Consider the following 11,869-nt stretch of genomic DNA (forward strand, 5'->3'; position numbering starts at 1 on the left):
CGGATCGGAAGATCCGGACGAGATGCCTAGGGGAGGGTAACGACCGTGGCGGCGTACACGAGACCCGCCCCGAAGCCGATGACGAGCGCGGTGTCGCCGCTCTTCGCCTCGCCGGTCGCCAGGAGCCGCTCCATCGCGAGCGGGATCGAGGCGGCCGAGGTGTTGCCGGTGGTGCGCACGTCACGGGCGACCGTGACGTGTTCGGGCAGTTTCAGAGTCTTCACCATCGAGTCGATGATCCGCTCGTTGGCCTGGTGCGGAATGAAGACATCCAGGTCGTCCGCGGTGATTCCGGCCGCGTCCAGCGCCTGCTGGGCGACCTTCGCCATCTCGAACACGGCCCAGCGGAAGACCGCCTGGCCCTCCTGGGTGATCGCGGGGAACTTGGCGGGCGCACCGCCGTCGCGGTACACCTCCCAGGACTCGGTCTGCTTGATCGTCTCGGCCTTGTCGCCCTCCGAGCCCCAGACCGTCGGGCCGATCATCGGCTCCTTGGCGGGGCCCACGACCACGGCGCCCGCGCCGTCCCCGAAGAGGAAGGCCGTCGCGCGGTCGTGCAGGTCGGTGAGGTCGCTCAGCCGCTCCACGCCGATCACCAGGACGTACTCGGCGGAGCCGTCGACGACCATGCCCTTGGCCAGCGTCAGGCCGTAGCCGAAGCCGGCGCAGCCCGCGGAGATGTCGAACGCGGCGGGCTTGCCCGCGCCGATCTTGTCCGCGATCTCGGTCGCGATGGCCGGGGTCTGCTTGAAGTGCGAGACGGTGGAGACGATCACGGCACCGATCTGAGCGGGCGTGATGCCCGCGTCCGCGATCGCCTTGCCCGACGCCTCGATCGACATCGCGGCCACGGTCTCCTCGTCGGAGGCCCAGTGGCGGGTCGCGATGCCGGAGCGGGAGCGGATCCACTCGTCGGACGAGTCGATCGTCTCGAGGATGACCTCGTTCGGCACGACGCGGGTGGGCCGGTAGCCGCCGACGCCCATGATCCGCGCGTACGGATGGCCCTTGCCGGCCTTGATCTTCGACATGCGCTACGGCTCCTTGTCTGTCGTCGGCTCAGGAATGCTCGGCGACGAGCGCGCGGGCCGCGTCGAGGTCGTCGGGGGTCTTCACCGCGAGGGTCTGCACGCCCTTCAGGGCCCGCTTGGCCAGACCGGTCAGGGTGCCACCGGGGCACACCTCGACCAGCGCCGTCACACCGAGCTCCTGGAAGGTCTCCATGCACAGATCCCAGCGGACCGGGTTGGCGACCTGGCCGACCAGGCGGGAGATCACGTCGGCACCGGTGTCGACGGTCCTGCCGTCGCGGTTCGACACGTACGGAATCGTCGGGTCGGCGGCGGTGAGACCGGCCGCGGCCTGCTCCAGCTTGGCCACGGCGGGCGCCATGTGCTCCGTGTGGAACGCGCCCGCGACCTTGAGGGCGACGACCTTGCGGACACCTTCGGGCTTGTCGGCCTGCAGGGCCTCCAGCTGTTCCAGCGTACCCGCTGCCACGATCTGACCTGCGCCGTTCACGTTCGCCGGGGTCAGGCCGAGCTTCTCCAGGTGCGGGACGGTGACCTCGGGGTCGCCGCCGAGCAGCGCCGCCATACCGGTCCGCGTGACCGCGGCGGCCTCCGCCATCGCCAGGCCGCGGGTGCGGACGAAGCCCAGGGCGGCGTCGTCGGTGAGCACACCGGCGTACGCGGCGGCGGTGATCTCGCCGACGCTGTGTCCGGCGACGGCGCCCGGCGTGATGTCACCGAGTGCCGCGGCGGAGAGCAGTCCGGCGGCCACGAGCAGCGGCTGGGCCACGGCCGTGTCGCGGATCGCGTCCGCGTCGGCCTGGGTGCCGTAATGGGCGAGGTCGAGCCCGATGGCGTCGGACCAGGCGGCGATGCGGTCGGCGGCGCCGGGGAGGTCGAGCCAGGGGGTCAGGAAGCCGGGCGTCTGAGCGCCTTGGCCGGGAGCGACGAGTACGAGCACTCTTACACTCTCTCTTGTGGACGGTGGGGGCCGCCCGTGGGGACAGGGACGAAGAACCGCTGGGGGAATTGTAGGAGCTCGACAAAACCCTACGATTGAAGATCCGCGTCGGCCAGACGTCCCAGGATCAGCGCGATCCGCAGCGTGAACGCGGAGCGCACATCGGAAGGTGACCAACCGGTGACGTCAGTCACACGTCGGAGCCGGTAGCGCACGGTGTTGGGATGAACAAAGAGCATCCGGGCCGCCCCTTCGAGGCTGCTCGCCTGCTCCAGGTAGACACTCAGCGTCTCCAGGAGCGCGGAACCCGCCTCCTCGAGCGGTCTGTAGATCTCCTCCACCAGCTGCTCACGGGCCGCCGGATCCCCCGCCATCGCGCGCTCCGGCAGCAGATCGTCCGCGAGGACCGGCCGCGGGGCGTCCTGCCAGGCGGCGGACGCCTTGAGTCCGGCGGCCGCGGCCTGCGCGGAGCGGGTCGCCGCGAGCAGGTCGGGGACGATCGGCCCGGCCACCACGGGACCGGCGGCGTACGGCCCGATCAAGGACTTCGCCACATGCAGCGGATTGTCGTTGCCGCCCGCGATGACGACCAGGCGGGTGCCGAGGACACCGGTCAGGACCTGCAGCTTCGCGTGCCGGGCGGCGCGGCGGATGGCTTCGACGGTGAGCTCGCTGTCGCCGTCGGGGGCGGTGCCGAGCACCACGCACACATGGTCGGGGGAGTTCCAGCCGAGCGCGGCGGCGCGCGAGACGGCTCCCTCGTCGGCCTCCCCGGACAGCACCGCGTTCACGACCAGGGACTCCAGGCGGGCGTCCCAGGCACCGCGTGCCTCGGCGGCCTGCGCGTACACCTGCGCGGTGGCGAAGGCGATCTCGCGGGCGTAGACGAGCAGGGCCTCCCGCAGCACGGACTCGTCGCCGGGGGCCGCGACCTCGTCGATCGCGGACTCCATCACCTCGATCGTCGTACGCACCATCTCCACGGTCTGGCGCAGGGTGATCGCCCTGGTCAGCTCGCGGGGAGCGGTGCCGAAGACATCGGTGGAGATGGCCTGGGGGGCGTCCGGGTGCCGGAACCACTCGGTGAACGCGGCGATACCGGCCTGCGCGACCAGACCGATCCAGGAGCGGTTCTCCGGAGGCATCGCCCGGTACCAGGACAGCGTCTCGTCCATCCGCGCGATGGCCTGCGCCGCGAGGCTCCCCGACGACTTCTCCAGACGCTTCAGGGTCGCGGTGTGGGCGTGGGCGGAGCGGCGGGCGTCCTGGCCGGACTCCGGGCGGGATTCGCGGCGGGACTCCTGATGGGCTTCGTTCGCTGAGGGTTCGGGCACGGGACAAGACTGCCTTATCGGGGCGGGGACGTGCGGTGCCGGGGCTACGGTGGGGTGCGTGATTGATGTACGGCGCTCCGGCGACCGGTACCGCGGCGGGGAGACCGCGGCCGGCATCGAGTCCTGCCACGCCTTCTCCTTCGGGCCTCACTACGACCCCGACAACCTCCGCTTCGGCGCGGTCCTGGCCTGCAACGAAGAGCGCCTCGCCCCCGGCGCCGGCTTCGACGAACACCCGCACAGCCACACCGAGATCGTCACCTGGGTCGTCGAGGGCGAGCTCACCCACCGGGACTCGACGGGCAACGCGTCCCTGGTCCGCCCCGGCGACGTGCAGCATCTGTCCGCCGCGGGCGGCGTCCGCCATGTGGAACGCAATGACGGCGCGACCCCGCTCGTCTTCGTCCAGATGTGGCTCGCCCCTCTCGCCCCGGGCGGCGACCCGGCCTACGAAGTGGTGCGCGGCATCGCCGACTCGACGCCGTACGCGGTGCCCGGCGCGGGGGCGCTGCTCCATGTGCGCCGCCCGGCGGCGGGCGAGCGGCTCGCGGTCCCGGCCGCGCCCTTCGTGTACGTCCATGTGGTGCGCGGCGAAGTGGCCCTGGCGGGGGAGCGGTTGGGGCCGGGCGACTCGGCGCGGATCAGCGGGGAGGCGGGCCTGGAAGGGGTGGCCGAGGAGGCGGCGGAACTCCTGATCTGGGAGATGACGGACGCCCCTTGAGCCCTGTACGGCCCTGTAAAGCCCTTTGGGCCCTTAGGGGAGCGGGTGGCCGATCACCCGCGCAGCTCGGCGAGCACCGCGTCCGTGAACGGGGGCCACACCTCGACGGCCCACGGTCCGAAGGGCCGGTCGGTGAGGGCGACACAGGCGGCCCCCGCGTCCGGGTCGATCCACAGGAACGTCCCCGCCTGCCCGAAGTGCCCGAAGGTCCGGGGCGACGAGGAACTCCCCGTCCAGTGCGGCGCCTTGGAGTCCCGGATCTCGAACCCGAGCCCCCAGTCGTTCGGATTCTGGTGCCCGTATCCCGGCAGGACGCCCTTCAGGCCCGGGTACGTCACCGTCATCGCCGCCGCCACGGTCCGCGCGTCGAGCAGCCGGGGGGCCTGGACCTCCGCGGCGAACCTGACCAGGTCGTCGACCGTGGACACCCCGTCCTTGGCGGGCGACCCCTCGCCCTCCAGCGTGGTCGCGGTCATGCCGAGCGGCTCGAGCACCGCCTGCCGCAGATACTCCGCGAAGGGAATGTCCGTCGCCTTGGCGATGTGATCGCCCAGCACCTCGAAGCCCGCGTTCGAGTACAGCCGCCGCGTCCCCGGGGCCGACGTCACCCGGTGCTCGTCGAACGCGAGGCCGCTGGTGTGTGCCAGCAGATGCCGCACCGTCGACCCTTCGGGCCCGGCGGGCTCGTCGAGCTCGATCGCCCCCTCCTCGTACGCCACGAGGGCCGCGTACGCCGCGACGGGCTTGGTGACCGAGGCGAGGGCGAACCGCCGGTCCGTGGGGCCGTGCGTCCCGACGACGGTGCCGTCCGCACGGACGACAGCCGCGGCAGCGGTGGGGACCGGCCAGTTCTCGATCAACGCCAGGCTCTGCATGCCCCCGAGCCTAAGCGCCCGCCGGGTCCAGCCGCATCGAGGGGTCTCCGCATCCGCCGGTGGCCGCGGATTCCCGCTTGCCTGGAGTGCACTCCAAGGTTCTAGCGTGTGGGCATGACGGTGACGGAGACCAGGAGCGCAGCAACCCGCCCGAACGGGGAGGACCGCTACACGATCAGCGAAGTCGCCGACCGTACCGGCCTCTCCGCGTACACCCTGCGCTGGTACGAGCGGATCGGCCTGATGCCGCACATCGACCGCTCCCACACGGGCCAGCGCCGCTACAGCAGCCGCGACCTGGACTGGCTCGCCTTCGTCGGCAAGCTGCGCCTGACCGGGATGCCCGTCGCGGACATGGTCCGTTACGCGGAACTGGTGCGCGAGGGCGAGCACACCTTCCCCGAGCGCCAGGAACTCCTGGAGAGCACCCGGCGCGACGTCCGCGCCCGCATCGCGGAGCTGCAGGACACCCTCGCCGTCCTCGACTACAAGATCGACACATACGCGGGCGCCCGGCGGGCGTCGGAAAGGCCCTGAACACGATGACGGACACAAACATCACGAAGGTGCGACTCGGCGGCGAAGGCCCGGAGGTAGGCGTCCAGGGCCTCGGCTGCATGGGCATGAGCTTCGCGTACGGCCCCACGGACGCCGGCGAGGCCAGGGCCACTCTGGACCGCGCCCTGGAACTGGGCGTCACCCTCTACGACACCGCCGACGTCTACGGCATGGGCGAGAACGAGGAGTTCCTTGCCCCCTTCGTCAAGGCACACCGCGACGAGATCGTCATCGCCACCAAGTTCGCCCTGGCCATCGACCCGGCCGAACCGACGAAGCGGCGCATCGACAACTCCCCGGAGTACATCCGCGCCAGCATCGACGCCAGCCTGCGCCGCCTCGGCACGGACGTCGTCGACCTCTACTACATGCACCGCCGCGACCCGGACGTGCCCATCGAGGAGACGGTCGGCGCGCTGTCCGAGCTCGTCGCCGCGGGCAAGGTCAAGCACATCGGCCTGAGCGAGGTCACCGGCGCCGAGCTGCGCGCCGCGCACGCCGTCCACCCCATCGCAGCGGTCCAGTCGGAATGGTCGCTCTTCAGCCGCGACATCGAGCGGACCGTGGTCCCCGCGGCCGCCGACCTCGGCGTGGCCCTCGTGCCCTACTCCCCGCTCGGCCGCGGCTTCCTCACCGGCTCCTTCACCCACGCGGACAAGGAGCTCGGCGAGGACGACTTCCGCCGCCAGCAGCCCCGCTTCACCGGCGAGAACGCCACCGCCAACGCCGCGCTCCTGGCCCCGGTCCGCTCCGTCGCCGACGCCCACGGAGCGAGCCTCGGGCAGGTCGCCCTGGCCTGGGTCCAGCAGCGGGCCGCGGTCCACGGCCTCCCCGTCGTCCCGATCCCCGGCACCCGCAGGCCCACCCGCGTCGAGGAGAACACCGCGGCCACCCGCATCACCCTCACCGACGACGACCTCGCCCTGCTCGACCCGATCGCCGCCGAGGTCGCGGGCAACCGCTACGCCGACATGACCTTCACCTCGGCGGGCCGGGAGTAGCGCGGAGCGGCCGGGAGCTGCGGGAGCGGCACCCGGTCAGAGCTCCGCAAGCAGCTCGGCCTTCTTCATCGTGAACTCGTCGTCCGTGAGCAGGCCGGCCTGGTGCAGCTCGCCGAGGTGCCGGATGCGGTCCGCGATGTCCGCCGGATCGCGGCGCACGACCGGCACCGCGGGAGCGCCCGCGCCGACGCCGTCGGGCAGCAGGGCCGGGCTCGACGCGCGGACCGCGGCGAGGACCGACGCGGCGAACGGCAGCGACTCGTGGACCGGGCCGTAGCCCAGGCCGAAGACGACGGCCGCCGGGTCCTGATCGGCCTGCCCCGGCTGCTGGACCGGGGTGTCGCGGCGGAGCAGCCGCAGATGGCCCTCGAAGACCTCCGGCGAGCGCCATTCGATGCCGCACAGGTCCGTGACGGGGAAGCTCTGGTCCCCGGCCTTCCACTTCGCCGAAGACGCGCCCGTCCAGAACCAGCGGAAGGAGACCAGCTTGCCGTCGAAGGACGCCTTCCCGTCGTACGCCTTGAACTGCAGGGGCGCCTCGGGGGCGGCCACGACGAAACGGTCCGCGGGCTCGCCGACGTCCGGCGCGAGCCGGGCCCGCAGCTCGTCCGCGTAGTACTCGGCGAGCGTCTCCCGCTCCGCGGGCAGCACCAGGCGGTACGGGTCGCTGCCCTCCTTGAGCTGGCCCGCCGCGGCCTCCATCAGAGGATCGGCGCCCGGTCTCGGCACGGCGTGCAGCACCACGGTCCCGCGTTTGCCGGGGGAGAGCGTCACCGCCGCGATCGCCTCATGGGGGATGCGCCGTTCACCGAGAGCCTGGAAGAGCTTCGGCGTGCGGATTCCCCGTTCGAAGCGGATGAGCACGGAGTCGGACTCGAACTCCCAGGCGGCATGAAATCCGGCCAGAACATCACCCATGCGGCTCATCGTAGGCGGCACGAGCGCCTCCGTCCCTCCTGCGGCGGGCCGCTGTTTCATCGATTTCTACGCGCGTCAGGCCGCCGCCGCGCCGGAAATACCCTTCCGGCAGGCGTCGTCGTCGCTCGCGCACCGCACCGAGTGGTACGCACCGGTGCCGATTTCCGCGAAGTTGCGGAGGCTCTCCGTGCCCGGCTCGAAATAGCCGGTGTGGCCCCGCGCGCCGGCCGCGGAGAGGATTCGCGCGCCGAAGCCGACGGCCACCGGGTCGGCACCGTGGCCGAGCCCGCCGATCTCCATGTTCGGCACGTCCTGGATCCAGTCGTCGCCGTCACGGGTCGCCCAGACCCGGGCCTTCGTCCCCAGATGCGAAGCCGAGTCGGCGCGCATGCCCGGACTGCCGGCCACCGCGATGTCCGTGACCCGCGGGGGCAGCTTCCGCGCGGCCACACCGCACACTACGGAGCCGTAGCTGTGGCAGTACAGCGCGACCGGAGTGCGGCCGGGGAGGCCGCGCACCAGGGAGTCGAGGCGCTTGGCCCCGTCCTCGGCGCGCATCGCCGTCGCCGCGTCCACGCCGATCCCGACGGGCGCGGTGTAGTCGGCCCAGGCGATCACGGCGGTACGCGCGCGGGGATTCACCGCACGCTCCTCGCGGTAGAGCGCCTTCGCCATGCCCACCGGCGCCGAGTATTTGCGGAACGTCCGCTCGAAAGTCAGTACGTTCGTGTCGACGCCGGGCACGACCACCGACACCCGGCGGGCCTTGTCCATGTCCCCGAAGACCTCGGCCATGCGCCCGGAGCCCATGGGATCGAAGGCGAGCACCTGTCGCCCGGGACGCATCATCACCCCGAACCGCTTCATTCTGCGCTCGGCCTCCTGCTTCCCCAGCGGGGAGAGGCGGTTGTCGCGCATGCGCTGGCGCTCGACCTTGCGGGCCTGCCCCAGCGCGATGTGGTTGGCGCGGTAGCGGAGCTCGGCGGGCGCGCCGTTCATGTTGCCGACCGCGAGCGGGTAGCGGGCGGCGAGCCGGTGGCGCTGCTGCTTGTCGAGCGAGGTGAAGAAGTGGGCGAGCCGGCCCGCGGGGCCGTCCGGGTCGGGCAGCGCGCGTCCGTCGATGCTGCCCTTCTCCCAGGCGGTGAGGGCGGCCTCCAGGGGCGACGCGTCGCCCCTGTTGTGGCGCACGGCGGTCCAGCCCGTGGTCGCGAGCATGACGAACACGACGGCGAGCGCGAGCAGCGCGCGCCAGGCGTTGAGTTGAGGGGATGAGTCGAAGGAAGTCACTACGGAACACCCTAGGAGAATCGTGATGTTTACCGTGCATCGCGTGAGGCAGATCACGTTTCCGTAGGGGTAATTGAGGCGAAGCGGACACATTGAGCGACCCAGGGTGTATAGGCGACTGCTCAACGTAGGGACGGCTCCGGCCGGTTGCCTCAGGGGGCGCGCCACTCCCCGGCCAGGGCGGGCCCCAGATGGTCGAGGTAGGTCTCCGTGAGGTCGCGGATCGACTCCGGGCTGGTGTCCTCGCCCGCGCCCCACAGTCGCCCCGTCACGCGCATGACGCCGCTGAAGGCGGCCACGGCCACGCGCGGGCGCGGGTCGCTGTCCACGTCGAGCCCCTCGCGCTCGGCGATCACGCGGGCGACCTCGTCCTCCATCTCGATGGAGCGGCGCAGGTGGACGGCGAGCAGGGCGGGTGTCGACTCGATCATCTGGTAGGTCCGCATGTGCAGTTCGACCGGGACGACCTCCTCGATGGACTGGCCCATCGCCTCCCAGGCGCCGAGCACGGCGCCGCGCAGCGCCACCAGCGGGGCCTCGTGGGCGGGGCGGTCGCGCAGGGCCCGGACGAAGCGGGCCTCCACCATCTCCTGGACCGCGAAGGCGGCTTCCTGCTTGTTGGCGAAGTAGCGGAAGAACGTGCGCTGGGAGACGTCGACGGCCTCGGCGATCTCGTCGACGGTCGTCTCCTCGTACCCCTTGGTGGTGAAGAGTTCGAGCGCCACGCGCAGGAGGGTGTCCCGGGTGCGCTGCTTCTTGCGCTCGCGCAGCCCTGGCCTGGAGGTTTCCGGGGAAGTCTCCTCGGCGGTCTCCAGCCGTGTCTCCGGGGGGTCCGTCGCTCGCTGCGTGGTCTTCACACCATGGTCCTCTTTCTGCCGTTTGCCCAGTTCACCTTACCTGTGAGGCACGTGACAGTTACCGACTAGTGAAATGGTTTGTCAACTGTCAGACGCTGTCACTAACCTCGAACGCATGACTAGTCAGACCACCGTCGACAAGGCGGACGAGGCGCCGGAGCCCGTCTCCGTTCCGGCCCCGGCCAAGGGGCTCCGCGGCCACCCCTGGCTGACGCTCTTCGCCGTCGCGATCGGCGTGATGATGGTCGCCCTGGACGGCACCATCGTGGCGATCGCCAACCCGGCCATCCAGAAGGACCTGGGCGCCACCTTCGCCGAGGTGCAGTGGATCACCAACGGCTACTTCCTCGCCCTCGCCGTCGCGCTGATCACCGCGGGCAAGCTGGGCGACCGCTTCGGCCACCGCCAGACCTTCCTCATAGGCGTGGTGGGCTTCGCCGCCGCCTCGGGGGCCATCGGCCTCTCCGACACCATCCCGCTGGTCGTCGCCTTCCGGGTGCTCCAGGGGCTCTTCGGCGCCCTCCTGATGCCCGCCGCGCTCGGATTGCTCCGGGCGACGTTCCCCGCCGAGAAGCTCAACATGGCCATCGGCATCTGGGGCATGGTGATCGGCGCCTCCACGGCCGGCGGCCCGATCCTCGGCGGCCTCCTCGTCCAGCACGTCAGCTGGCAGTCCGTCTTCTTCATCAACGTGCCGGTCGGCATCATCGCTGTGGTGCTCGGCGTGGTCATCCTCAAGGACCACCGCGCGGAGAACGCGCCGAAGTCCTTCGACGTCGTCGGCATCGCCCTCCTGTCGGCGGCCATGTTCTGCCTGGTCTGGGCGCTCATCAAGGCCCCGGAGTGGGGCTGGGGCGATGGCCTGACCTGGACCTTCATCGGCGCCTCCGTACTGAGCTTCGCGCTCTTCGCGGCCTGGGAGTCGAAGGTCAAGGAACCGCTCATTCCGCTGGCCCTGTTCCGCTCGGTGCCGCTCTCCGCGGGCGTGGTCCTGATGGTGCTCATGGCCATCGCCTTCATGGGCGGCCTCTTCTTCGTCACCTTCTACCTGCAGAACGTGCACGGGATGAGCCCCGTGGACAGCGGCCTGCACCTGCTGCCGCTCACCGGCATGATGATCATCGGCTCGCCGCTGGCGGGCGCGATGATCACCAAGGTGGGCCCGCGCATCCCGCTGGCCGGCGGCATGCTCTTCACCGCCATCGCCATGTACGGCATGTCGACGCTGGAGGCGGGCACGGGCAGCGGTCTGATGTCGATCTGGTTCGCGCTCCTCGGCCTCGGCCTCGCTCCGGTGATGGTCGGCGCGACGGAGGTCATCGTGGGCAACGCGCCGATGGAGCTCTCCGGCGTCGCCGGCGGTCTCCAGCAGGCCGCGATGCAGATCGGCGGCAGCCTCGGCACGGCCGTCCTCGGCGCGGTCATGGCGTCGAAGGTCGACAGCGACCTGCCCGACAACTGGGCCGAAGCGAAGCTTCCGCCGCTCAGCGAGGCCGAGCTCGACAAGGCCGCCGAGGCCGTCCAGGTCGGTGTGGCGCCGGTGCCGCCGAAGGCTCCGCCGTCGGTCGCCGACCAGATCACCTCGGTCGCCCACGACACCTTCATGTCGGGCATGGGCCTGGCCTGCCTGGTCGCCACCGGAGTCGCCGCGGCCGCGGTCTTCGTCGCGTTCCTGACCAAGCGCGGCGTCAACGCCGAGGCGGGCGCGGGCGTGGGCCACATCTGAGGCACCGACGCCGAAGTTCGCACCGACGCCGAAGTCCGCGAGTGTCGAAGTCCGCGAGTATCAGGGGAAGCCCCTCAGGGAGAACCTGGGGGGCTTTCGCCTATCAGGGTGACGCACATTCGTACCCCTTCCGACGGCCGGTCCGGCGGGTCCACAGTGCAGACAGAAGATCCGCACACGTGGCCAACGGCGCCACAGCACACGGGGGTTGAAGATCCATGCGTACGACCACACTCGCGACCGTCACCGCAACCGCACTCGCCGTACTGGCCGCACTCGCCGCGGTCGTCCTCACGCCCACGCACGCCGGGGCAGCCGCCCCGCCGACACTGCGCGGCTGCGGCGCCGGCGAGCTCTGCCTCTGGGAGAAGGCGGGCTTCCGCGGCCCCCGTCATGTGTACGAGCTGTCGGACATCGACATCGAGAGCTGCATCGCGCTGCCGGAGGGGAGCAGCGCGGAGGCCGTCGCCAACCGCACGGGGCGGCCCGTGACGGTGTACCAGTCGGCGGAGTGCGCCGAGACCGGCGAGTTCAACACGTATCCGGGCAGCGGCACCTGGGCTCCCGAATCCCCCTACCGCGTCCGGGCTTTCAAGGTCTGGGAGAGCTGACCGGGGGTAC

General features: G+C 71.2%; 12 protein-coding genes. 5 read left to right on the top strand and 7 right to left on the bottom strand.

The window, feature by feature from the left end:
* Nucleotides 1-26 precede the first annotated feature (26 nt).
* From ACZ56E_RS17870 to fasR, 3 genes are all read right to left on the bottom strand, one after another.
* A complete protein-coding gene (locus tag ACZ56E_RS17870) occupies nt 27-1,031 on the bottom strand; it encodes a beta-ketoacyl-ACP synthase 3 (protein ID WP_471215107.1) in 1,005 nt (334 codons plus the stop codon).
* Between the two features lie 28 nt (nt 1,032-1,059).
* Nucleotides 1,060-1,971 (bottom strand): ACP S-malonyltransferase, encoded by a 912-nt coding sequence (locus tag ACZ56E_RS17875; RefSeq protein ID WP_471215108.1) that lies wholly within the window; start codon nt 1,969-1,971, stop codon nt 1,060-1,062.
* A gap of 89 nt (nt 1,972-2,060) precedes the next feature.
* On the bottom strand, nt 2,061-3,200 hold the full coding sequence (fasR, locus tag ACZ56E_RS17880; RefSeq protein ID WP_362998357.1) for a fatty acid biosynthesis transcriptional regulator FasR: 1,140 nt from the start codon (nt 3,198-3,200) through the stop codon (nt 2,061-2,063).
* Nucleotides 3,201-3,363: 163 nt separating this feature from the next.
* On the opposite strand from fasR, the gene ACZ56E_RS17885 reads away from it, so the two are divergent.
* The gene (locus tag ACZ56E_RS17885) at nt 3,364-4,026 is read left to right on the top strand and encodes a pirin family protein (RefSeq protein ID WP_471215110.1); all 663 of its coding nucleotides are present in this window, start codon (nt 3,364-3,366) and stop codon (nt 4,024-4,026) included.
* A gap of 53 nt (nt 4,027-4,079) precedes the next feature.
* Here the strand turns inward: ACZ56E_RS17885 and ACZ56E_RS17890 are convergent, their stop codons facing one another.
* Nucleotides 4,080-4,901: a serine hydrolase domain-containing protein gene (locus ACZ56E_RS17890; protein WP_468600658.1), complete on the bottom strand. Its 822-nt coding sequence runs from the start codon at nt 4,899-4,901 to the stop codon at nt 4,080-4,082.
* A gap of 114 nt (nt 4,902-5,015) precedes the next feature.
* Between ACZ56E_RS17890 and ACZ56E_RS17895 the strand changes: the two genes are divergently transcribed.
* Both ACZ56E_RS17895 and ACZ56E_RS17900 read left to right on the top strand, forming a co-directional pair.
* A complete protein-coding gene (locus ACZ56E_RS17895) occupies nt 5,016-5,438 on the top strand; it encodes a MerR family transcriptional regulator (RefSeq protein ID WP_468600656.1) in 423 nt (140 codons plus the stop codon).
* A 5-nt stretch (nt 5,439-5,443) separates the two neighbouring features.
* Nucleotides 5,444-6,460 carry an aldo/keto reductase gene (locus ACZ56E_RS17900; RefSeq protein ID WP_471215113.1) on the top strand — a complete coding sequence of 339 codons (1,017 nt, stop codon included), beginning with the start codon at nt 5,444-5,446 and terminating at the stop codon, nt 6,458-6,460.
* A gap of 36 nt (nt 6,461-6,496) precedes the next feature.
* Here the strand turns inward: ACZ56E_RS17900 and ACZ56E_RS17905 are convergent, their stop codons facing one another.
* From ACZ56E_RS17905 to ACZ56E_RS17915, 3 genes are all read right to left on the bottom strand, one after another.
* Nucleotides 6,497-7,378 carry a DUF4429 domain-containing protein gene (locus tag ACZ56E_RS17905; protein ID WP_471215114.1) on the bottom strand — a complete coding sequence of 294 codons (882 nt, stop codon included), beginning with the start codon at nt 7,376-7,378 and terminating at the stop codon, nt 6,497-6,499.
* Nucleotides 7,379-7,453: 75 nt separating this feature from the next.
* Nucleotides 7,454-8,665, bottom strand: coding sequence for an alpha/beta hydrolase (locus ACZ56E_RS17910; RefSeq protein WP_471215116.1), 1,212 nt, complete (start codon nt 8,663-8,665; stop codon nt 7,454-7,456).
* A gap of 152 nt (nt 8,666-8,817) precedes the next feature.
* Complete coding sequence (locus tag ACZ56E_RS17915) at nt 8,818-9,480, bottom strand: TetR family transcriptional regulator (protein WP_471215661.1); 663 nt, start codon at nt 9,478-9,480, stop codon at nt 8,818-8,820.
* A 157-nt stretch (nt 9,481-9,637) separates the two neighbouring features.
* Between ACZ56E_RS17915 and ACZ56E_RS17920 the strand changes: the two genes are divergently transcribed.
* On the top strand, nt 9,638-11,248 hold the full coding sequence (locus tag ACZ56E_RS17920) for an MFS transporter (RefSeq protein ID WP_471215118.1): 1,611 nt from the start codon (nt 9,638-9,640) through the stop codon (nt 11,246-11,248).
* Nucleotides 11,249-11,466: 218 nt separating this feature from the next.
* Nucleotides 11,467-11,859 carry a peptidase inhibitor family I36 protein gene (locus ACZ56E_RS17925; protein WP_471215120.1) on the top strand — a complete coding sequence of 131 codons (393 nt, stop codon included), beginning with the start codon at nt 11,467-11,469 and terminating at the stop codon, nt 11,857-11,859.
* Nucleotides 11,860-11,869 lie beyond the last annotated feature (10 nt).

This window comes from Streptomyces sp. NPDC039480, from assembly GCF_055597165.1.